This is a genomic window from Streptomyces cyaneus, from assembly GCF_004028635.1.
GTDB lineage: Bacteria > Actinomycetota > Actinomycetes > Streptomycetales > Streptomycetaceae > Streptomyces > Streptomyces cyaneus.
In genome coordinates, this window is sequence record NZ_RQJW01000004.1 from 57488 (window position 1) to 77847 (window position 20360).

Annotated in this window: 18 protein-coding genes and 1 pseudogene; 4 read left to right on the top strand and 15 right to left on the bottom strand. The window is 69.4% G+C overall.

Annotation, left to right across the window (positions count from 1 at the left end; translation table 11 throughout):
- The first annotated feature begins 69 nt into the window (after positions 1 to 69).
- Entirely contained in the window at positions 70 to 420 is a 351-nt protein-coding gene (locus tag EHO50_RS15580) for a DUF4333 domain-containing protein (protein ID WP_164904856.1), read from the top strand.
- 163 nt (positions 421 to 583) lie between these two features.
- Here the strand turns inward: EHO50_RS15580 and EHO50_RS15585 are convergent, their stop codons facing one another.
- The 4 genes from EHO50_RS15585 to EHO50_RS15600 form a co-directional block, all read right to left on the bottom strand.
- On the bottom strand, positions 584 to 1453 hold the full coding sequence (locus EHO50_RS15585; RefSeq protein WP_128430766.1) for a helix-turn-helix domain-containing protein: 870 nt from the start codon (positions 1451 to 1453) through the stop codon (positions 584 to 586).
- Positions 1454 to 1626: 173 nt separating this feature from the next.
- Positions 1627 to 2325, bottom strand: coding sequence for a type 1 glutamine amidotransferase domain-containing protein (locus tag EHO50_RS15590; protein WP_128430767.1), 699 nt, complete (start codon positions 2323 to 2325; stop codon positions 1627 to 1629).
- 25 nt (positions 2326 to 2350) lie between these two features.
- On the bottom strand, positions 2351 to 2743 hold the full coding sequence (locus EHO50_RS15595; RefSeq protein WP_128430768.1) for a nuclear transport factor 2 family protein: 393 nt from the start codon (positions 2741 to 2743) through the stop codon (positions 2351 to 2353).
- A 54-nt stretch (positions 2744 to 2797) separates the two neighbouring features.
- The gene (locus tag EHO50_RS15600; protein WP_128430769.1) at positions 2798 to 3397 is read right to left on the bottom strand and encodes a flavodoxin family protein; all 600 of its coding nucleotides are present in this window, start codon (positions 3395 to 3397) and stop codon (positions 2798 to 2800) included.
- A gap of 648 nt (positions 3398 to 4045) precedes the next feature.
- On the opposite strand from EHO50_RS15600, the pseudogene EHO50_RS45030 reads away from it, so the two are divergent.
- Positions 4046 to 4679 (top strand): annotated as a pseudogene (locus EHO50_RS45030) (XdhC family protein); the annotation flags it as partial.
- Positions 4680 to 4684: 5 nt separating this feature from the next.
- Here EHO50_RS45030 and EHO50_RS15615 read toward each other — a convergent pair.
- The 7 genes from EHO50_RS15615 to EHO50_RS15645 form a co-directional block, all read right to left on the bottom strand.
- Positions 4685 to 5350 carry a response regulator gene (locus EHO50_RS15615; protein ID WP_128430770.1) on the bottom strand — a complete coding sequence of 222 codons (666 nt, stop codon included), beginning with the start codon at positions 5348 to 5350 and terminating at the stop codon, positions 4685 to 4687.
- Positions 5347 to 6615 (bottom strand): sensor histidine kinase, encoded by a 1269-nt coding sequence (locus EHO50_RS45635; protein ID WP_128430771.1) that lies wholly within the window; start codon positions 6613 to 6615, stop codon positions 5347 to 5349. Before EHO50_RS45635 ends, EHO50_RS15615 begins: the two co-directional genes overlap by 4 nt.
- A gap of 108 nt (positions 6616 to 6723) precedes the next feature.
- The gene (locus EHO50_RS15625) at positions 6724 to 7578 is read right to left on the bottom strand and encodes an ABC transporter permease (RefSeq protein WP_128430772.1); all 855 of its coding nucleotides are present in this window, start codon (positions 7576 to 7578) and stop codon (positions 6724 to 6726) included.
- Positions 7575 to 8513 carry an ABC transporter ATP-binding protein gene (locus EHO50_RS15630; RefSeq protein WP_128430773.1) on the bottom strand — a complete coding sequence of 313 codons (939 nt, stop codon included), beginning with the start codon at positions 8511 to 8513 and terminating at the stop codon, positions 7575 to 7577. Before EHO50_RS15630 ends, EHO50_RS15625 begins: the two co-directional genes overlap by 4 nt.
- A 217-nt stretch (positions 8514 to 8730) precedes the next feature.
- Entirely contained in the window at positions 8731 to 9861 is a 1131-nt protein-coding gene (locus tag EHO50_RS15635) for a sensor histidine kinase (RefSeq protein WP_164904857.1), read from the bottom strand.
- Positions 9862 to 9883: 22 nt separating this feature from the next.
- A complete protein-coding gene (locus tag EHO50_RS15640; protein ID WP_128430774.1) occupies positions 9884 to 10588 on the bottom strand; it encodes a response regulator transcription factor in 705 nt (234 codons plus the stop codon).
- Between the two features lie 380 nt (positions 10589 to 10968).
- A complete protein-coding gene (locus EHO50_RS15645; protein ID WP_164904858.1) occupies positions 10969 to 12057 on the bottom strand; it encodes an amidohydrolase family protein in 1089 nt (362 codons plus the stop codon).
- Positions 12058 to 13108: 1051 nt separating this feature from the next.
- On the opposite strand from EHO50_RS15645, the gene EHO50_RS15655 reads away from it, so the two are divergent.
- Positions 13109 to 15535: an MFS transporter gene (locus EHO50_RS15655; protein ID WP_246101220.1), complete on the top strand. Its 2427-nt coding sequence runs from the start codon at positions 13109 to 13111 to the stop codon at positions 15533 to 15535.
- 203 nt (positions 15536 to 15738) lie between these two features.
- Here the strand turns inward: EHO50_RS15655 and EHO50_RS15660 are convergent, their stop codons facing one another.
- The 3 genes from EHO50_RS15660 to EHO50_RS15675 form a co-directional block, all read right to left on the bottom strand.
- Positions 15739 to 16713, bottom strand: coding sequence for an Lrp/AsnC family transcriptional regulator (locus EHO50_RS15660; protein WP_128430777.1), 975 nt, complete (start codon positions 16711 to 16713; stop codon positions 15739 to 15741).
- 4 nt (positions 16714 to 16717) lie between these two features.
- Positions 16718 to 17173 carry a MarR family winged helix-turn-helix transcriptional regulator gene (locus EHO50_RS15665; RefSeq protein WP_128430778.1) on the bottom strand — a complete coding sequence of 152 codons (456 nt, stop codon included), beginning with the start codon at positions 17171 to 17173 and terminating at the stop codon, positions 16718 to 16720.
- Between the two features lie 440 nt (positions 17174 to 17613).
- Positions 17614 to 18066: a MarR family winged helix-turn-helix transcriptional regulator gene (locus EHO50_RS15675; protein WP_128430779.1), complete on the bottom strand. Its 453-nt coding sequence runs from the start codon at positions 18064 to 18066 to the stop codon at positions 17614 to 17616.
- A 73-nt stretch (positions 18067 to 18139) separates the two neighbouring features.
- Here EHO50_RS15675 and EHO50_RS15680 point away from each other — a divergent pair, with 73 nt between their 5' ends.
- Positions 18140 to 18931 (top strand): SDR family NAD(P)-dependent oxidoreductase, encoded by a 792-nt coding sequence (locus EHO50_RS15680; protein WP_128430780.1) that lies wholly within the window; start codon positions 18140 to 18142, stop codon positions 18929 to 18931.
- Here EHO50_RS15680 and EHO50_RS15685 read toward each other — a convergent pair.
- Positions 18928 to 20019, bottom strand: coding sequence for a LacI family DNA-binding transcriptional regulator (locus tag EHO50_RS15685; protein ID WP_128430781.1), 1092 nt, complete (start codon positions 20017 to 20019; stop codon positions 18928 to 18930). The two genes, EHO50_RS15680 and EHO50_RS15685, sit on opposite strands and share 4 nt — an antisense overlap.
- Between the last annotated feature and the right edge of the window lie 341 nt (positions 20020 to 20360).

Below are 20360 nucleotides of genomic sequence, written 5' to 3' on the forward strand. Positions count from 1 at the left end.
CGCCACCCCCGGCGGGGTCACTCTCCTGGTGACAGCTTCACCACAGCAACGCATCCCCAGGAGAGAATCGTGAAGTACATCGCTGTGTCCCTGGTGACGGCCACCGCCGTGGCCGTGGGCGGCCTGGCCTTCGTGGCCGTACCCCGGCTGCTGAGCACGGAATCCACCAGCACTGTCGGCTCCACGACGACCGTGCCCCAGGCGGAAGTCGAGAAGCAGGTCCGCGAGAACTACGCCATGCCACTGGTCCAGCGGAAGCCGAAAGCCGTGAGCTGCGCCGGAGGTCTGAAGGCGCGGCAGCTCGACAGCGTCGCGTGCACGGTGACGGCCAAGGACGGAAAGAAGCAGGGCATCCTGGTGTCCGTGACCAAGGTCGACGGAAGCAAGGTCTCGTACGACTTCGTACTGCTGGCGGACTGACCGACACCAAGTCGAGCTGGCCGTTGCCGAGGCCCACACTCTCGCCGTACAGGACGCTGCTCAGGTCGAGGAGCGGGGAGGAAATCCAGGCCGCAGGCCGCGTTCGCGATGAACCAGGGGTTGGCGAAGGCGCCGGAGGTCGCCGCCTGTACCGAGAAAGGACTCAACCGACGGTGTCGGATGCCGTCCGCTTCTGGTCCACGGCCCAGGAGGCCAGGAGGCGCAGCCCGTCGTGGGAAGGGGAACCGGGCTCGGCGTTCCACACGATGATGTGCTGCTCGGGGTCCGTGCCGCACGTGAGCGTGTTCCAGTCGAGCGTCAGCTCCCCCACCACCGGGTGACGAAGCTTCTTGATGCCCTTGCCCCGCATCGCGACGTCATGCTCGGTCCACCACTGCCGGAACTGTGCGTCGCGGGCGGAGAGTTCCTCGACCAGAGCGGCGAGGCGCGGTTCGCCGGGGTAGCGCGCGCTCTCCATGCGCAGCTGCGCGATGGCCAGCCGGGTGACCTCTTCCCAGTCCGCGTACAGCTCGCGCATCCAGGGCTCGGTGAACAGCAGCCGGATGAACACGCGCTCCTGCTCCGGGTAGCGCCCGAAGTCGGTCCACAGGGCGGCGGCGAGCTGGTTCCAGCCGAGGATGTCGGTGCGCCGGCCGATGACGAAGGCCGGAGTGGCGGTGAGGTCGTCCAGCATGCGCTGGAGCTGCGGGTCCACCCGCTGGCGATCGTCCGACGTGAGCGGGCGCACCGTCTGCTTCGCCGCGAGCTCGAACAGGTAGGTGCGCTGGTCCTCGTTCAGGCGGAGCACCTGGGCGATCTCGTTCAGCAGGGGAGCCGATGCCTGGAGGCGGCCCTGCTCGATGCGCGTGTAGTACTCGGTGCTGATCGCGGCGAGAAGGGCCACTTCCTCGCGGCGCAGACCGCTCACGCGCCGCCGTTGACCTCCGCGGAGCCCGACCTCGGAGGGACTGAGCTCGGCACGGCGGGCCTTGAGGAACTCACCCAGCTCGTTCAGATGGGGGTTGCGGTTCATGATCTCCAGCCTCGCACAGAAGCTCGGCCTTGTGACGGGGTGTGATGCTGCCTACGTCAGCTCGATTGACACACGGAGATCGTACCGGTTCCGCCCTTTATGGCTGCACGCGGAAGAGGACTCGGCGGCCCGGAATGCGTACCGGGCCGCCGAGCGAGCGCGGAGCGGAGTCGTCAGCTCAGTGCTTTGAGCAGCTCCTGGGCCAGCGGAACGGCCGAGCCCGGGTTCTGGCCGGTGTACAGGGTGCGGTCGACCTCGACGTGCGGGGCGAACGGCTCGGTTTCGCGGTAGTCCGCCCCGAGCTCGTTGACGAGGCGGTCCTGCAGCAGCCACTTCGCGCGGTCCGCGAGACCGTTCTGCTTCTCCTCCGCGTTGGAGAGGCCGGTCAGGCGGTAGCCGGCGAACGGAGACGTCCCGTCGGGACCGATGGTGGCCAGCAGCGCCGCGGGGCCGTGGCACACCAGGGACACCGGCTTGCCGGAGGCGAGCCACTCGGTCAGCAGCTTGCCGGAGGCGGCGTCGTCGGGCAGGTCCTCCATCGGGCCCCAGCCGCCGGGATAGAAGACGGCCACGTAGTCGTCGATGTTCACGTCCTCGATGCGCATCGGGTGCGCCAGCTCGGTCGCCTCGCGCAGGGCGGTGCGCATGCGCTGCGCGCCTTCCTCGCCGCCGTTGAAGTCCGCGGTGAGGCTGAGCGCGTCCGCCGTGGGCGGTACACCGCCGGGTGTCGCCGCCGCGATCTCGTATCCGGCCTCCTTGAAGACCTGGTACGGACCGATTGCTTCCTCGGCCCAGAAGCCGGCCGGCTGCCGGGTTCCGTCGGCCAGCGTCCAGTGGTCGGACGCGGTGATCACGAAGAGGATCTTCGCCATGGTTACTGGTCTCCCGGTGATGGTGTCAGCCCTTGAGGGCTTCCTGGAGGATGTGGCTGTCGGCCGCCTGCCGCATGCTCACGGCCTTGCCGTCACGGACGGTCCACAGGTGGATGAACCGGACGTCGGCCTTGTTCCCGGTCTTTGTCTCGGCGTGGTAGTGCCCGTACACGAAGACGTGGCCTTCGTCGTCCGCGTAGAACTCCTCGGGCACCGCGCCGAAGGACTCGTAGTTCGGCATCGTCCTGCCGAAGAAGTCCTTCGCCGCGCTGTCCCAGCCGTGGTACACGCCGCTGTTCGGGAAGCCCGGGGTGATGTCCCAGACGAGGTCCGGGGCCATGACCTCGTTGGTGACCTCCGGGGCCATTCCGGATTCGTACAGCCGACGGATGAGGGCGAGGTGCGGGGAGTCGGACATGGGTCGCTCCTTGAGGGGGGTGGTGGATCGGATACGGGGAAGAAAGCCTTGCGATCAGGCGGCGAGGGCAGTACGTCCGGCGCGGAAGATCGCAGCCTGGCGCGCGACGCGCGCACCCAGGTGCTCCGCGGTGGCGATGTCCGACTTGTGGACCGCTTCCGGGCCGGCGTCGGTCGGGCTCTGGGCGCCGGCGCCCATGAAGAAGCCGAGTCGGTTGATGTCGTCCTCGCTGCCCGTGGTGGATGCCCAGCCCGGCTGCAGACCCAGGCTGATCCAGTGCATGCCGTGCTGGGCGGCCATGGTGGCGAAGTAGCCCAGGGTGGACGACTTGTCGCCGTTCTTGGCGCCGGAGTTGGTGAAGCCCGCGGCGAGCTTGTCCGCCCAGGCCTGGGGGTACCAGCGCTTGGTGCTGGCCTGGGCGAACGTGTGGAAGGCGGCGGAGGCGGTGCCCATGTAGGTGGGGGCACCGAAGATGATCGCGTCCGCGGCGTCCAGCTGTGCCCACTGCTCGTCGGTGATGGTGTCGACGGAGATCGAGATCACCTCGGCGCCGGCTTCCGCTGCGCCACGCGCCACGGCTTCGGCGATGACGGCCGTGTGGCCGTAGCCCGAATGAAATGCAATGGCGAGCGTGGGGCGGCCGGAATGGGACATGGCGATCTGGCTCCTCGGAAGTCTTTGCGCGGTGTGTGACCGAGCATTGCATCGGATGAGCGCGCTGTGAGGGGTAAGAAATTTTCCCCTGCCTACCGTCCTCCGGGTAAGCGATTCCGGCAGTTCGCTGTCGCCGTTCGTCGGAGACGAACTCCGTCCGGGATCTGATCGAACGCCGAGAAGGCGAACATCTTGTCCATGCTGGTCAGCAGGAAACGGCCCTTCGAATTGGGGTGCTGACCTCGCGGTGTCCTGTAGTAGTCGTACCCCTCGCGTAGGAGGTCCGGCGTGCTTTCGTTGATGTCCTCCAGCGTTCCGATCTGCTCGGCATGCCGAAGACCCCCATTCGCTCGGAGTCGACGAACGGAAGAGCGGTGAGGAAGTCGGCTGCACAGCGAGCGTCTTCCACTCGCGTCGTCGGGTCTTCCAGGAGGCGGGGTTCGCCACAGCTCGCTCCCTGATAGGAGGAGTCATAGACGACGGTGACGAATCCGTGCTCAGCGAGCCTCTCGGCGTAGTGGCCGATGGTCTGTTCCTTTACGCCTCCGGCCGGATGAATTCCGACGAGTGCCGGATATTTCTTTCTTCGCTGAAGTTGTGAGTTTGCAAATTGCACGCATTTCTCGATGTGCTGTCCGAGCCTCCCCATCAGCCGGGGCGTCCCACGCCCTGGCCCATGTCGCCGACGGCCCCGACGAGCTCGTCGGCCGTACGCTTCACGTCCCTGGCGAGGGGCCCGCGCGCTCCTGCGGGCGGGCCGCACAGCCCGCATCGAGGTCGGTGGCGACGCCGACACATGCCCCGAGCGGCTGTCCGTGCTCGTCCACACCCACGCGCCCCGCCCCCGCATGCTGATCTTCGGTGCCGTCGACTTCGCCGCCGCCCTCAGCCAGGCCGGCCGATTCCTCGGCTATTCGGTCACCGTCTGCGACGCTCGCCCCGTCTTCGCGACCACCGCCCGCTTCCCGCACGCCGACGAAGTCGTCGTCGACTGGCCCACCGCTACCTGGCCGTCACCGGGACCGACGCCCGCACCGCCGTCTGCGTCCTCACTCACGACGCCAAGTTCGACATCCCCCTGCTGCGTCGGGCACTGTCCCTCCCCGTCGGCTACGTCGGCGCCATGGGCTCGCGACGCACTCACGAGCACCGCATCGACCTGCTCCGGGAAGCCGGCGTCCCCGAGGGCCGATTGGCCCGTCTGCACTCACCGATCGGCCTGGGCATCGGTGCCCGTACGCCCGAGGAGACGGCGATCTCCATCACTGCGGAGATCAGTGCGGTCGGTCATGCACCGGGGTGGGCGTAGCCGGTCTGGTAGGCGATCACGACGAGTTGGGCGCGGTCGCGGACGCCGAGCTTGGTCATGATGCGGTTCACGTGGGTCTTGGCGGTCAAGGGCGAGATGTGGAGCTGTTCGGCGATGGCGTCGTTGGAGAGGCCGGCGGCCACCAGGACGAGCACCTGGCGTTCGCGTTCGGTCAGGCTCGTCAGATGCGGCGCCGGAGTGTTCGTCATGTCGGGAGTGGCCAGGTAGTGGGCGATGAGTGCCTTGGTCGCCTTGGGCGACAGCAGCGCCTCTCCGCGGGCGACCAGCCGGATGGCGTCGAGGAGGTCGGAGAGCTCCACGCCCTTTCCGAGGAACCCGCTGGCCCCGGCACGCAGCGCCTGGAAGACGTACTCGTCGGCTTCGAAGGTCGTCAGGATCAGCACGCGTACGCCCGCGAGGTCTTCGTCCGCCGAGATGGCGCGCGTGGCGGCGAGGCCGTCCATGTCGGGCATCCGGATGTCCATCAGCACGACGTCGGCACGGGTACTGCGGGCCAGTCCGACCGCCTCGCCGCCCGTCGCCGCCTCTCCGACGATTTCCAGGTCCGGCTCCGACTCGATGATCATGCGGAAGCTGGTGCGGACGAGGGCCTGATCGTCGGCTAGCAGAATGCGGATGGTCATCCCTGCCTCCCGTTGGCGTCGGACGCGCGCAGGGCCGTGCCGGACCGTTCTGACGTGCGCGTGTCGGTCGGTGGTCCGGCTGCCGACAGCGGTAGGTGCACATCGAGGTGAAAACGACCGTCGGCGTCTGCTGCGGCATGGAGGCTGCCGCCGACCGCGTGGGCGCGCTCGTGCATGCCCGTCAGCCCGTGTCCGGTGCCCAGCGCGGCCGATGCCGGGTACGGGCCGGAGTGTAGGGGGTTGGTGATTTGAATGCGCAGTTCGTCGGTCCCGTAGTCGACGAGCAGGTCTGCTTCGGCGGTGGAGCCGTGCTTGTGGGCGTTGGTCAGCCCCTCCTGGATGACGCGGTAGGCGGCCAGGTCGGTGGCGGTCGGCAGGGGGCGCGGGTGGCCGGACTGCCGGTGGCGGACGCTCAGCCCGGCGGCGGTCAGCGATTCGAGGAGCCCTCCGAGGCGGGACAGGCCGGGCACGGGTTCGGTCGGTTGCGCCTCGTCCGTCTCGTCGCCGGACTGCCGCAGTACGTGCAGCAGCGAGCCCAGTTCGTCCAGGACCGTGCGGCCGCCGTCGCGGATGTGGCCGAGCGCCACTTCGGCCTGGTCGGGCCGGTCACGCAGGAAGTGCCCGACGACGCCCGCCTGAATGGTGATCAGGGCGATGTGGTGGGCGATCACGTCGTGAAGCTCCCGGGCGATGCGCAGCCGCTCCTCGGCGACGCGGCGGCGGGCCTCTTCTTCCTTGCTCGCCTCCGCCCGCAGCGCTCGCTCCTCCATCGCGGCGGCGTAGTCGTGCCAGGTGCGTACGGTGGCTCCGACGGCGGCGAACATCCCGGTCCAGGCGAACACGGCGCCGGCCTCCGGGCCGGTGGCCGAATCCGTCGCGTAGGTGATGACGGCGTACAGGGCGAGGGCAGTGGCCGAGACGGCGACCAAGGCGGTCCGCCGGCGGACCGTTCGGGCCACGGTGTAGACCGCGATCAACGCGGCGAATTTCAGCACCCGCGACGGATACGACGCGAGGACGGTGAAGGCCACTTCCCCGAGCACTGTCAGCGCCAGGACGGGCAGTGGTGCCCGGCGGCGGGCCAGCACAAGCAGGAACGCTGCCGCCGCGGCGACGGCGTCAGCTCCTGACGGTCGTACGCCGTCGGGCCACCGTCCGAACAGCAGGGGCAGCATCCCGGCACCGCCCACGAGGGTGGCGAGGGCGGCATCCAGCAGGCGCGGGTGGGCGCTGGTCATCCTCCGCAGCGACGCCGGTCCGATCACGGCTTCACCGTTCCTTTGTACGGATCCTTGGTTCGGGCGGATGCGGCCGTCCGTCCTCACGCCTGAAGGCGTACGAGCGGGTGGGCGGGTTGTGCGCGGTAACCGGGCTCATGCGTCGCGTCGCTTGAGCACGACGGCCGCGCCTGCCAGGAGCACGACAATGTATCCGGCGAACACCGCGAGCCCGGACCCGGGTGACAGCGAGTCACTGGCCGTCTGCACGGACATGACCGCGTTCGCCGCGTTCGACGGCAGGTACGGGCCGATGGCGTCGTTCCAACTGCTCGGCAGGAGCTGGATCAGGCCGGGCACCACGAACAGCGCGCCCACCACGAGGGTGATCGTCCCGGCGGTGTTGCGCAGCAGGACGCCGACCGCCAAGCCGATCAGCCCGGCACCGGTCAGGTAGACCGCCGCGCCGACAAGCGCCCGGAACACCCCCGGGTCGGACAGCGCGGTGGTGTCCAGACCGCGAGAGGACAGGACCGACTGACCGGCGAGGAAGGCCCCCAGGACCGCGACGAACATGAGCACGAAGCTCACCACGGCGAAGACGATCACCTTGCCCCACAGCACCGGCAGGCGTGAGGGGACCGCGGCCAGCGTGGCGCGGATGGACCCGGTGGCGTACTCGCCGGCGCTCATCAGTACCCCGAGTACCGCCACGGCCAGCGCGGCGAGCGTCACCCCGCCCAGGCTGATCGAGGTCGGGTCACCGAAATCATCCTGTCCGGGACCGTCTCCCGAGCCGACCACACTGCTGAACAGCAGCCCGAGGCCGACGACAAGGGCCACGGTGATCGCCAGCGTGTAGAGCGTCGAGCGCAGCGATCGCAGCTTGATCCATTCCATGTGGACGACCCGCGGAAAGGTCACCCGCTGACCGCCCGCACGGCGACCGGCGGTCCCGGTCGTCTTCTGCGGGTCCTGCGTGTTCTGTGCGTCGAGGGCGGTGCTGCTCATCGGTTCGTCCTTCCGGCGGTGGCGAACTCGGCGGTGGTGGCGTGGTATTCGACGGAGTCGCGGGTCAGCTCCATGAACGCCTCCTCCAACGACGCCTCTTGAACGAACAACTCGTGCAGCACCAGGCCGGCTGCCGCGGCGCGCTCACCGATCTCGGCGCACTCCAGCCCCTGGACGTCCAGCACGCCGGGCCGGCTGCTGGTGACCGAGACGCCGTCACCCACCAGCAGGTCACGCAGGGACGCGGCCTGCGGCGACTGCACCCGTACGCTCCGGTTGGAGGCCTGGGCGACGAAGTCGGCGAGCGGACCCGCGGACAGCAGCCGGCCCTTCCCGATCACGATGAGGTCCTCGGCGATCAACGCCATCTCGCTCATCAGGTGGGAGGAGACGAAGACGGTCCGCCCCTGGTCGGCGAGGTCCTTCAGCAGGTTGCGGATCCACAGCACGCCTTCGGGGTCGAGGCCGTTGACCGGCTCGTCCAGCATGACGATGTGCGGGTCGCCGAGCAGTGCCGAGGCGATGCCCAGCCGCTGCCCCATGCCCAGCGAGAAGCCGCCCGCCCGCTTGCGGGCCACCTCCGTCAGACCGACCATGTCGATCACCTCCAGCACCCGCCGCTTGCCGATGCCGTTGCTCGCCGCCAACGCGAGCAGGTGCTGATATGCCGAGCGCCCGGGGTGGATCGACTTCGCCTCCAGCAGTGCCCCGATCTCCTGCAGGGGGGCCTTGTGCTGCTCGTAGGGGCGGCCGTTGACGCGGACCGTTCCGGACGACGGGCGGTCCAGTCCCATGACCATCCGCATCGTCGTCGACTTGCCCGCCCCATTGGGCCCGAGGAATCCCGTCACCACTCCAGGACGCACGGTGAAGCTCAGCGCGTCGACCGCGAGCTTGTCCCCGTACCTCTTACTGAGGTCTTTCACCTCGATCACGATCCACCTCCGGTTGTTTAGGCCTCAAGGTTCTTGCAAGGCGGTCGGATTTTGCGTCGCCCCACGGCGGTCACTGCCTGTACCACGACCGCGGTACGCCGCCGTCGGAGGCAGCGACCGTGGGGTGACGCTCGTCGTAGCTCGCCGTGCTCGAGCAGGGTGACCACTGACGGCGCGTTCCCCGGGGACCTGCCTCCGTGCCGGCGACATGTGGGTGTCAGTGGGATACCTCAGGCGTGTCGCCCTCGGGGGCGGGTCCCTGCGGTAGGCGCAGGGTGAACGTTGCTCCCTTGCCCAGCCCAGCGGATTCCGCGGTGATGTCTCCGCCATGAGCGCGGGCGATACCCCGGGCGATGGTCAGGCCGATGCCGCTGCCGCCGGCGGCAGCGGGTCGGCCGGGACGCTGGAGGCGTTCGAAGCGGTGGAAGATGCGCTCGAGGTCGTGCTCGGCGATGCCGATGCCGTCGTCCATGACGCGGACGACGACGTGGTGCATGGGATGCGGGTCGCCGTGCACGGACAGCGCCACATGCCCGTGCCGATCGCATGCGGTCAGTGCGTTGCCGAGCAGGTTCACCAGGACCTGGGTGATCCGGTCCGGGTCGCAGGGGGCGACGACGGGTGTGCCTGCGTCCACGACGAGGGTCACCATCTGGTCGTCGTACTGGGTGCGCAGTCGCTCGGCTGTGGTCCGTGCCAGCGCGGCCACGTCGGTGGGCTTGCGGTGAAGATCGAAGGCGCCCTCCTCCGACCGGGACAGGCTGGAGAGGTCGCCCGCCAGCCGCTGCAGCCGGTCCAGGTCGTCGGCCAGGGAGGCGAACATTGCCTCATCGGGGATGAAGATTCCGTCGGCCATGCCCTCGATCTGGCCGCGTAGGAGGGTGATGGGGGTGCGCATCTCGTGGGCGACCTCGGAGATCAGCCGGGCGCGGCGGCGTTCGGTGTCGGCGAGGGCTGCCGCCAGCGTGTTGACGTCTTCGACCAGCGCTGCCAGGCCCGGCTCGCTGGGGACTTCGAGGATGTCGTCGTAGTGTCCCTCGGCGAGCCGGTGCGTGGCGGCGCGCACCCTGTCGAGCGGACGCAGCAGAAACCGGGACAGGGCGACGGACGCCGGGAAAGCCGCGGCCACTCCGAACAAAAGGCCCACCTGCAGGACCACGTCGCCTTCGACGTCGTCAAGCCCGAGCCACACCTCGATCAGCGCACTGATCGCCGCCATGGCCAGCAGTGCCAACAGGAGCACCGTGACGTGCGAGAGCACCAGCCGGTTGCGGAGCGACAGACGCTCTTGGAGTCGGCGCAGCCGCGCACGACACCTGTGGTAGGCCGGGAAGGGGGAGGGCGGCATGGGCGGGTGTCCTTCCTGGCCGCTAGGCGGGGCTCCCGATGAACCGGTAGCCGATGGTGCGGACGGTGCCCACGAACCGGGGTGCGCTCGCGTCGTCGCCCAGCGCGCGCCGCAGCGTGCGGATGTGTACGTCCACGACGCGCTCGTCGCCGAAGAAGTCCTCGCCCCACACCTGGGTCAGCAGTCCGCGCCGGGTGAAGACCCGTCCCGGTGCGCGGGCCATCGCGAACAGCAGATCGAAGTCGAGAGCGGACAGCTCCACTGTCCGGCCGGCGTCGACGAGGACGGTCCGTGTCTCGGGATCGACAGTCAGTCCGTCGAAGCGCAGCACGCCGTCCTCGTGGGCCGCCTCGGACCGGCTGTCGGTGCGCCGCAGGATGGCGCGCACCCGTAGTGCCAGTTCGCGGGGGCTGAACGGCTTGGTGACGTAGTCGTCGCTGCCGGTGGTGAAGCCGATCAGCCGGTCGACCTCCTCGTCCCGGGCGGTGAGCATGATCACCGGTATCTGGCTCGCCTCCCGGATGCGGCGCAGGACCTGGAAGCCGTCCAGCCCGGGGAGCATCACATCGAGCACCACGAGGTCCGGCCGGTCGCGGGTGACGGCCTGCAGGGCGGACGGTCCGTCCGCGGCTTCGATGACGTGGAACCCGTCCGCCTCCAGGTAACCGCGCACGGTCATGCGGATCTTGGGTTCGTCATCGACGACCAGAACGCGCTGCGTGCTCATCGTGCTCGCTTTCCATCGCCGAGGCGGGGAGGGGAAGGGGGAGGGCCGTCGTGGCCGCGGGGTGACCGGCGGCGTGGAGGTAGAGGGCCTCGAATGGGGCCAGCGTACGGTGCATGTCGTGGCTGGCGACGATCTCCCGGCCTCGCCCATCCGGCGCCGGGCCGCCGGGTCGTCGAGCAGCTCCATGAGGCGGTCGGCGAGGTCGCGCACGTCACCGGGCGGGAACCGGCTCCCATCCAGCGGGCCGCGTTCGCCCGGCCGCCGACGCCGGTTTGCGTCGATGGCCTCTACCGTCGGCCGGTGCCGACCTTTTGCACAGAGCGCCGCCCGCGCCAGGTCGGTGGGGCAGCGGGGCGGCGGGCTTGGTGTGCGGTCGCGGTTCAGCGCGAGTTGGAGCGGCGTATACGCGCCCGCAGCTTCGGGAACTGCTCGAGGGCGTTGGTCCGCTCGAGAGCGATCCGCTGGCGCCGGTTGTAGATCTCGTCGACGGTCGGTTCGGGGTCGCCTGCCTTGGGAAGCGGCAGGCTGCCCTTGAGGAAGGGCATCGTCTCGACGTTGTCGGCCGCGTAGAGGTGGCGGGTCGCCGGCCAGTCGCTGCCGAACATGATGTGGTCGGCGGGCACCAGCGACGACAGCGGCTGCAACTGCGCGGCGGTGAACGCCTGTGCGTCGTCGAAGTACATCCGCGAGAGGTACGTGAGGGGGCCTTCCGGCAGCACCTCGTTGAACGGCGGGAAGGCCGAGTGCCGGGTCGCGAGCCGGTAGGCCAGGAACGGCAGCGCCCCGCCGCAGTGCGTGAAGTGCCAGCGGATGTTCGGGTAGTCCCGCAGAACACCGTTGTAGATCAGGCTCGTCATCGCACGGGTCGCGTCGAACGTGTACTCGAAGACGTTGTTCCCGGCCGGGATGTCGGGGCCGAAGCAGAGCTTCGGAGCCGGGTTCACCTCCGGACCCGTCGGGTGGACGTAGACGTAGGCACCGCGGTCATCGAGGATCCCGTACAGAGGCGCGAAGGAAGGATCCCCCAGGTAGGTGCCCTTGTAGTTGGTGAGCAGGCAGATGCCGTCGAGATCCAGGTCGGCGAGCGCGCGGTCCACCTCGGCCACCGCGCCCTCGATGTCGGGCATCGGAGTGACCGCGAAAATCCCGAACCGGTCACCACGCGTCTGCACGAGGTCGCGGGCGTAGTCGTTGACCGCGCGGGCGGTGGCACGCCGGTCGTCGACCGGGCCGACGGTGACCTGGAGGTCGCCGAACGACAGGACGCTGGCCTGGATCCGGTACTGGTCCATGAAGGCCAGGTGCCGATCGACCGACCACGGACCGTACGCCCCGGTAATGGCGCCGAGCAGGCCGTAGCGCTTCAGGTAGTCGTTGTACACGTCGGGGGAGTAGTGCGCGTGGGTATCGATACGCCAGTTGCCCCTCGGCAGCCCCGGACCGGACGCTGCCGCCTCCGGACTGGCCATGGCAGCAGGCACAGTGGCCGCAGCCGCCGTGACAAGCGCCGCGGCCGACGCCCCTTCGATCATCCTTCGACGCGAGATGTTCCGTCGCAGGTTCATTTCCAGTTCCCCTCTTCAATTCTGTGTGCGAGTCAGGTCGTATGCGTGTGGGTCGTTGCGCCGTCGTCAGGCCGGGGCAGGGCCTGCGCAGGACGGTGGATGGGGCCGGTGCCGTGCCAAAGGGGCAGGCCGGTGTCCCGTTTGGGCTGGGCGGCGATGGTCCCCGCTGTAATGGAGACCGCTGTCTCCTCGGGCGTGCGGGCGCGTGGTCCAGGCCGATCGGGGAGTGCAAGCGGACAAGTCGCTCCTCGGCTGGGCCGGTTGCCGCCAACAGGCCGATGCGGCGCTCATGTGCGGGAACCCCACGGCGCCGACGTAGCCGCGCCGACCGGTAGTCGGCTGGGGAGCGGAACCCGCCAACTACGCCCCGACCCCGCCGCCGCGGCGCCCACACAGGCCGTGAACAGGCCGGCGGTTCCTTCATGCAGCGCGTACTCGCCGACCACCCGCCCAACGGGGTCCACGTGCCTGGTCGACCCCGGATGAAGGAGCGCGCCGAGAGCGACGGAACCGGACGGAGTGGTGTGCGCGGCCGTCGTCAGGTGCCGCTGAGCATGGTGATCAACGGCGGCCGACGTCGACGGCGGTACGAGAAGGTCCTGCATGACCGCCAGGCAACAGCCGCCTCATAAAGCACGTACCACTCAGCCCATGAAGCTTCCATGAAGCCGGTCTGTCCGGACTGGCGCCCACTTCCTGGGCCGGGCCCGCAGTCTGCATCAGGTTCGCCCGCGCTGCGTTTCAAAGCCGTTGGTCCGTCGGAAATCCGTCGCAAGACCGCTCCGGATGTCGGTTTTCCTGGTTCTGGAGGCCGTGGCTGGCTCGGAAGGCGGAAGTGGCCGGAAGGTATCGGCGTGTAAGCCGAGTGCGGCCTTGCCGCGCCACGAGGGAGAGTTTCTTGAAAGTCGCGCCAACGGTGAACGAGCCGCGTGAACGGCAGGTGGCCACGCTGGTCATGGCCTGTCTCGGGATGTTCGTCGCCTATCTGCCAGTGACCACCGTCTCGGCGAGTCTGCCCGCCATCGCGAGCGCATTGCACGCGTCGACCTCCCAACTGACCTGGGTCTCGGCCGCGTTCCAGCTCCCCATGGCCGCTTTCATCCTGACCGCCGGGGTCTTCGGTGACGTACACGGCCGCAAGAAGGTGTACCTGGCCGGCCTCGCGCTGGCCGGCGCGGGAGCCGCGATCGCACTGTCGGCACAGTCGGTCGAGATCCTGTGGGTCGGTCAGGCGTGCGCCGGGTTGGGCGCGGCCGCGTTGCTGCCGTCGACGCTGGCCCTGATCAGCCATGCGGTGCCCGACCCCCGCAAGCGCGGCGGGTTCGTCGGGCTCTGGGCGGCGTCCCTGATGGCCGCGCTGGCCGTCGGGCCCATGATCGCCGGTGTGATCCTCGACCACACCACCTGGCGTTGGATCTTCCTTCCGGCCATACCGGTGGCGGTCATCACACTGGCGGTCGCGGCACCGCTGGTGACCGACTCCCGAGCTCCCGGTGAGCGTCGGCTGGACTGGCCCGGTCAGATCACGGCAGCGGTGACGATCACCGCGCTCGTCTACGGCGTCATCGAGGGCGGCGCCGCATCGTTCACCGAGGGTCGTGTGATCGCGGCCCTGTCGCTGGCGGCGGCCGGCGCCTTTGCCTTCGTCCTGTTCGAGCGGCGCAGCCCCAGCCCGATGCTGGACCTGTCGCTCTTCCGCAGCGCGGCCTTCAGCGCCACGACCGTGATCGCCATGATCACGTTCCTGGGGTTGATCGGCTTCTTCTTCGTCCTCAGCCTCTACTTCGGTCTGGTGCAGCGCCTCGACACCCTTCACGCGGGTTACCGGCTGATGGTCGTCAGTGCGGTGTCCCTGGTCGTGGGCACGCTCGCAGGCCGCCTCATGCACCGGATCCCGCCTCGAGCCATGATCACCACCGGCCTGCTGGTCACCGTGGGATCGCTGTTGTCCCTGACCGCGATCGACGCCGGGACCGCCTTCGGTCCGCTGGCCTGGCGGCTGGCCCTGCTCGGCCTCGGCCTCGGCCTGGTGATCACCCCCATGACCGCTACGGCGGTCGCGGCGGTGCCGCACCACTTGGCCGGCATGGCGTCGGCGGGCAACAACGCCTTCCGGCAGGTCGGCGGCGCGCTCGGCCCAGCCGTGCTGGGCACCCTGCTGACGACGAAGAGCGCCGACACCCTGCCCGGCCACCTGCGCGACGTCGGCCTCACGGGACCCGTGGCCCACCGGATCACCGACGCGGTGGACGCCGGCGGCCTGGGAGCGGCAGCCCGCATGAACCTCGGCCAGGACACCGGCCGGGCCATGGGCGCGTTGGGTGAGGCCTTCCTCGACGGCCTATACCTGTGCCTGATCGTGGCCGCATGCCTGGCCCTGGTTGCTGCACTCGTCGGCGCGGTACTGCTGCGGACTCCACAGCGCACCATGACGCCTGTTGCCGGCTCTGCAGATCAGGTCGCACCCGAGGACGCCGCGCCTTCCATCGAGTTCGAGCCGGAGCGGGAGCCGGTGCTGGTCGGTGCCCATGCCCGGGACCGGTCGGGGGAGCACGGGCAGCGGCTGGGCGCGGTCGGCTCCGCAATTGGTGGTGGCGCGTTCGTCCCTGACGGGGGGTGGGGTCCCGTCCTGTACGGCCGGATACTCGGGACGGCAGGGGAGGCGGTCGTGGGAGCCACGCTGACGCTGATCTCACTGGGCGGGCGACAACTGGGCCGGGCCGTGGCGCATTCCGGAGGCCGCTACCGTCTGGACGCGCCGAGCGCGGGATCGTACGTTCTGATCGCGGCGGCGGAGGGCCATCAACCGCAGGCATCCACCGTGGTCGTGGAGGAGGAGCCGCTGTCCCACGACATCCTGCTGTCCGCGAACAGCGGGTTGGTCGGCACCGTGGTCACCGCCGGAGACGGAGCGCCCGTGCAGGGTGCGACGGTGGCGGTGACGGACGTGCGGGGAGAGGCACTGGCCGCTGAAACGACCGACGCATCAGGTGCGTTCGCGTTCGGCGAGCTGCCGGAAGGCGATGTCACGGTGGTGGTGAACGCGGCGGGATTCCGGCCTGCCGCTCTCCCGGTGCGGGTGTTCGGCCCTCGACTCGCCCGTTTGGACGTGGCGTTGTGGCCGGGGGCAGTACTTCGGGGCACCGTGCGGGCGGGTGCGGATCGTCGGCCGCTGACCGACGCGCGGGTCACACTCGTGGACACGGCGGGCAACGTGATCGGCACGGCGACCACCGGGCCGGACGGCGGCTATGTCTTCACCGACCTGGACGCGGGCGACTACTCGGTGATCGCCGGCGGTTATCCGCCGGTTGCCGCGCCGGTAGCCGTGGACGGGCCGGGGCGCGAGTTCGACGTGGAGCTGGCTCATCCGGAGAGCTGAGTCGGCCACCCGATCGGTTCCCCTTCTTGAGAGGAAGGCAGGAGAACGTACTGGGCCGGGTCGCACCAAGGGGTAGGGAGCGGCCGGGACCGGTATGGGGCGCGTCCGTGGGGACGGGAAAGCGCCCGCGCCTGGTCCGGGACCCGCACCCTCTCGGGTCCCGGACCACGACGTGCCGACCTTGACGCGACCGCGTGCTGTGGTCAGCGGTTCGGTTCGTAAGTGAGTTGTTTGACCTGGCGCAGGATGAGAGCCGACTCGACCGCCTGGATGCCGTCGAGGGCACCGATCTTCTCGCTCAGGTAGGTGTACAGCTCGTCGGGGCTCTGGAAGTGGACGGAGGCGACGATGTTGGCGTGGCCGGTGGTGGCGGACGCGAAATGCACCTCCGGGTGTGCGGCGAGGCTGCGGCCGACGTCGGCGAGCGCGCGGGGCGTCACGGTGAGCCAGAGCATGGCACTGACGTCCTGCCCGAGGGGCCCGTGGTCGTACTGCACGTCGAAGTACAACACGCCGGTCGAACGCAAGGTCTCAAGCCGCCGTTTGACCACGGACTCCGACTGGCCGGTGGTCTTCTGCAGGTCCGTGAGGGTGGCCCGGCCGTCGAGGCGGAGCGTCTCGAGCAGCGCCTCGTCGGCCGCGTCCAGAGTGACGGGGGCATCGAGCGACACCGGAGGCGGCAGTCGCAGAGCGGCCTCCTGGTCGGCGGTGAGCGCGTTCGACTTGTTCAGCCAGCCGAGTGAGCCGCCGTAGAAGGAGTGCAGCAGGCAGTGGGCGGTCACCGTGACGATCTGCCGGGTGCGTTGGAGCCGGTCGAAGAGCAGCTCGTCCCGCTCCTTTCGGCTGCGGGGCTTCATACCGCAGACAACCTCGGTGCCACCGGAGATGAGGTTCACGTAGAGGGTGTCGGGGCGCTTGGCGAGTGCGTCCGCGAGCTGTTCCGCCACGTCCGGGGTGCAGTGCAGTCGTACCATCCAGCTCTGCCGGCCGAGACGGTTCTCGTCCGTCATGCCCAGCACCCGCACGTTGACGGTGCTGCGCAGCCGTCGGTACCGCCGGGCGACGGTCTGGTCGGAAACTCCGAGGACGGCGGCAATACGGCCGAACGGGGCGCGCCCGTCGAGCTGTAGCGCTTGCAGTATCTGCAGGTCGAGGGGATCGAGGGTCGGCAGGCCCACCGTCTTACGCCTCCCGGACCACGTCGGCCACCTCGTTGAGCAGTGCCCTCAGCTGTGCGGCCTTCTTCGGACCCGGCCTCTCGGCGATCCGCTGTCCGATCTCCACGATCACGGCATCGGCATCCCGCAGGCAGTCGCGGCCGACATCGGTGAGGTGCAGCTCCTGCACGTGGCGGTGGCGCCGGTGCGGTCGGCGTTCCAGTTGACCCCGCTCCTCCAGACGGGTCACCTGGGAGGCCACTGCTTGCGGGGTGACGTTCAGGCGGCGGGCCGGTTCCGCGCCGGTCAGGCCGGGATCGCTATGGACGCAGATCAGCGGGGTGTACTGCGCGGCGGCGATGCCCAGCGGTCGTAGCCGCTGATCCTTCCGGGCCTGCACAGCCCACTCCGCCCGACGCAGCGCCCAGGTCACCCGGTTCTGTGCGCCGGCAGCGATCGGCCGTTCGTCATCCTGTGTCACGCGGCGAGAATACGATACCTGGGGGTTCTCAAGTACTTGATGATCTTCAAGTGTGCGAATAGCTCTTCGGGGCCCTCCTGGAGGCTCGCGCCAGACAGGACGGTCGGCCCGCTTACCGCCACCTCCTCGCCCCGGCTCAGAGGCATGGGATCCCCAGGCCACGAGTCGAGGAGGTGGTCGACATGGTGGGACTGCGGGAGGTCGCCCGCAAACGTGCCGGAGGCTTCTTCCTGGGCATGAGCCAGCGCCTGGGCATCGAGACCTGAGCCCGCGGGGCCGAAGGCTAGTCGGGCGGAGATCGCCGTGGCCGTGTCGGCGATGTGGAACTCTGCACGTGGTGGTGCGGGTGCGGTCGGCGGGTCGGGCCGCCTCGGTCCTCCCGGCGGGTTGCCACGGAGGCCACCGCTCGGGGGTGACGTTCGGTCGACGGCAAGGCGGGCTCAGCCCTCGCGAACCGCCTCGGCCACCTGGTCGAGCAGCGCCCGCAGCCGCGCTGTCTCCGAGCCGAGACCATCGGTGATCCGCCGCTCGATGCCGACGATCACTGCGTCGGCCGCGCGCAACGCCTCCCGCCCGGCGTCGGTGAGGTGCAGTTCCTGGATGTGCCGGTGGCGCGGATGCTCACGTCTCTCCAGCTGCCCACGGCTCTCCAGGCGCGCCACCAACGAGGCGATGGCCTGCGGGGTCACGTTGAGGCGGCGGGCCAGCTCGGCGCCGGTCAGCCCCGGCTCGGCGTGCACCGAGATCAGGAGCGTGTAGTGCGCCGCCGCCATGCCCAGCGGGCGCAGCCGCTGCTCCTTGAGCGTCTGCACCGCCAGCTCCGTGCGGCGCAACGCCCAGGTCACCCGGTCAAGCGCGTCGAGCCCGACGGGCTCCTCGTCATTGCGTGTCACGCGATAAGGGTACGACACTTCAGGAGTATCAAGTGTTTGACAGCTGCCCAATGCTTGAGGAACACTGGTCCCCATGACTCGCACCATTGCTCTGATCACTGGCGCCTCCTCCGGCATCGGCGCCGCCTACGCCCGTCTCCTGGCGGACGAACACGACCTCGTCCTGGTGGCGCGACGCGCCGACCGCCTCGCCGACCTGGCCGAGGAACTCCGCGCCCATGGAGCAGCCGTCGAGGTGCTGCCCGCCGACCTCATGACCCACGACGGCATCGCCGCTGTCACCGACCGCCTGGCCGCCGGGGACGTACGCATGCTGATCAGCAACGCCGGCGCCGGCGGCTACGCCCCGCTCACTGACGTCGACCCTGCCGACATCGACCGACTGCTCACCCTCAACGCCGTCGCCCCCATCCGGCTGGTCCACGCCGCACTTCCCGGAATGCTCGCGGCAGGTGAAGGCGCGATCGTCACCGTCGCCTCGCTTCTCGCCCTCAGCGCGGGCCTCACGGACCCGCGAGCGCCTCGGCGCACCCTGTACGTCGCCGCGAAGGCCGCTACCTTGGGATTCACTCGCACGCTCGCCGGCGAACTCGCCGATACCCCGGTCCGGGTCCAGGTGGTGTGTCCCGGCGTAGTGGCAACCGAGTGGAACGGTGGCGCCGGCCACAGCATCCCCTGGGCGATGTCGCCGGAGGATGTGGCGTCGGCAAGCCTGGCCGGGCTGCGCCTCGGTGAGACGGTCTGTGCCCCTGGTCTGGAGGCTCAAGACTCCGCCCTGGACGCCTTGCTCACCGCGGAGACCGCTTTTGTCACGGGCGGCAATCAGCCCGCACTCGCGGCTCGCTACACAGACCCGCGAGCCTAGGGCGTTTCGTTTGACTGATGCGCAGTGGGCGCGGATCGAGCCGTTGCTCCGGGGGAGGACGGTGGGGGTGCAGTCGAGGCTCGGAGGACGAGTTCGACCGGTGGGTCGCTCGCCGGCGGTATTTGGGTGTCGGGCTTTTCGATGGCGTGGACGAGAAGCCTGATTCCCTCTCTGGCTGCGGCGTCGAACGGCTGGCGCACGGTGGTCAGGGGTGGGGTGACGTGGGCGAAGACGGGGTTGCCGTCGAAGCCGATGACGCTGACGTCGTGGGGCACGCGTCGACCGGCCTCTGTCAGGGCGTGGATCAAGCCGATCGCCATGTCGTCGCCCGAGACGAAGACCGCGGTCACCGCGGGGTCGGCGGCCAGTTTGCGGCCCGCTTGGTAACCGGAGTCGGCCGACCAGTCGCCTTCGAGGAGGGGCGGTTGGTGCCTGCCGCGTGCCGCCAGTGCTGCTCGCCATCCCTCGACACGGTCCCTGGCGGCGTACCAGCGCAGGGGTCCGGCGAGGTGGTGGACGGTCTGGTGTCCCAGATCGAGCAGGTGGTCCGTGGCGGCCCGCGCCAGCAGATCGGCGCCGACCCCCGCGGTCACCGCTCGAGGGCCGCCGAAGGCCGATGGCGCGCCGAGGAAGAGGATCGGCAGGTCGACGCGGACGGACACTTCTCCTTCGATGACGGGCTCGGAGACGATGATGCCGTCCACGCCTTGCTCCAGGAGGGAGTCCACGGCGGCGGCGATATCGTCCGGTTCGCCGTCCAGCGTGTTGACCACTCGGAGTGCGTAACCGGAGTCCCGTACAGCTTTCTCAATGGCCACAAGCAGGGAGGCGGTTCCGTACCCGGCCGTCCCCAGAGCGACCACACCGATGGAACGTGTTCGTCCGGAAGCCAGTGCCCGGGCCGCGTTGTTCAGCCGGTAGCCGAGTTCCTCGGCGGCTTCGATGACGCGTCGCCGTACGTCGGCGGAGACGTAGGGCTCGTTGTTGAGGACCCTCGACACGGTCTTGCGTGAGACGCCGGCCAGTTGGGCGACATCGGCACTGCGGGGCGCAGAGGGGCTCCCGCCCCGTCCTGCCGCTCGTGTCATGGTGTCTCCTCTGGCCGAACGCGGGAATCCTTCGAGGTCCGCTGTGTGACCGCGCGGTCATTGTCTACGCAGTCCGAGATCGCGCGTCAAGGGTGTGCGCACGGCTTCTTCCAGCCTCGCGCCCTGGCGGAAAGAAGCCGGGAGTCAGGTGTCGGGCGATGCCCTGCCTGCGGCGCAATTCTGCTTCTGACCAAGCGTCACTTGTTGCCGCCGGGGCCGACCATGTGGAGCTCCTGGGGTGCGGCGCCGGCTTCCGGGCGGTCGTCTTGGTGCAGTTCGTATACGTGTCCCGTCGAACGACCGCCTCGAGGCGAGGCCCCGGAGAAGAGTCCCGCAGGAGG

Bases quoted from the DNA above. Each gene is read 5' to 3' on its own strand.
- EHO50_RS15585 (WP_128430766.1), bottom strand. From the start codon at position 1,453: ATGAACCGCAACCCCCATCTGAACGAGCTGGGTGAGTTCCTCAAGGCC.
- EHO50_RS15590 (WP_128430767.1), bottom strand. From the start codon at position 2,325: ATGGCGAAGATCCTCTTCGTGATCACCGCGTCCGACCACTGGACGCTG.
- EHO50_RS15595 (WP_128430768.1), bottom strand. From the start codon at position 2,743: ATGTCCGACTCCCCGCACCTCGCCCTCATCCGTCGGCTGTACGAATCC.
- EHO50_RS15600 (WP_128430769.1), bottom strand. From the start codon at position 3,397: ATGTCCCATTCCGGCCGCCCCACGCTCGCCATTGCATTTCATTCGGGC.
- EHO50_RS15615 (WP_128430770.1), bottom strand. From the start codon at position 5,350: ATGACCATCCGCATTCTGCTAGCCGACGATCAGGCCCTCGTCCGCACC.
- EHO50_RS15625 (WP_128430772.1), bottom strand. From the start codon at position 7,578: ATGAGCAGCACCGCCCTCGACGCACAGAACACGCAGGACCCGCAGAAG.
- EHO50_RS15635 (WP_164904857.1), bottom strand. From the start codon at position 9,861: ATGCCGCCCTCCCCCTTCCCGGCCTACCACAGGTGTCGTGCGCGGCTG.
- EHO50_RS15640 (WP_128430774.1), bottom strand. From the start codon at position 10,588: ATGAGCACGCAGCGCGTTCTGGTCGTCGATGACGAACCCAAGATCCGC.
- EHO50_RS15645 (WP_164904858.1), bottom strand. From the start codon at position 12,057: ATGGCCAGTCCGGAGGCGGCAGCGTCCGGTCCGGGGCTGCCGAGGGGC.
- EHO50_RS15655 (WP_246101220.1), top strand. From the start codon at position 13,109: ATGGCCTGTCTCGGGATGTTCGTCGCCTATCTGCCAGTGACCACCGTC.
- EHO50_RS15680 (WP_128430780.1), top strand. From the start codon at position 18,140: ATGACTCGCACCATTGCTCTGATCACTGGCGCCTCCTCCGGCATCGGC.
- EHO50_RS15685 (WP_128430781.1), bottom strand. From the start codon at position 20,019: ATGACACGAGCGGCAGGACGGGGCGGGAGCCCCTCTGCGCCCCGCAGT.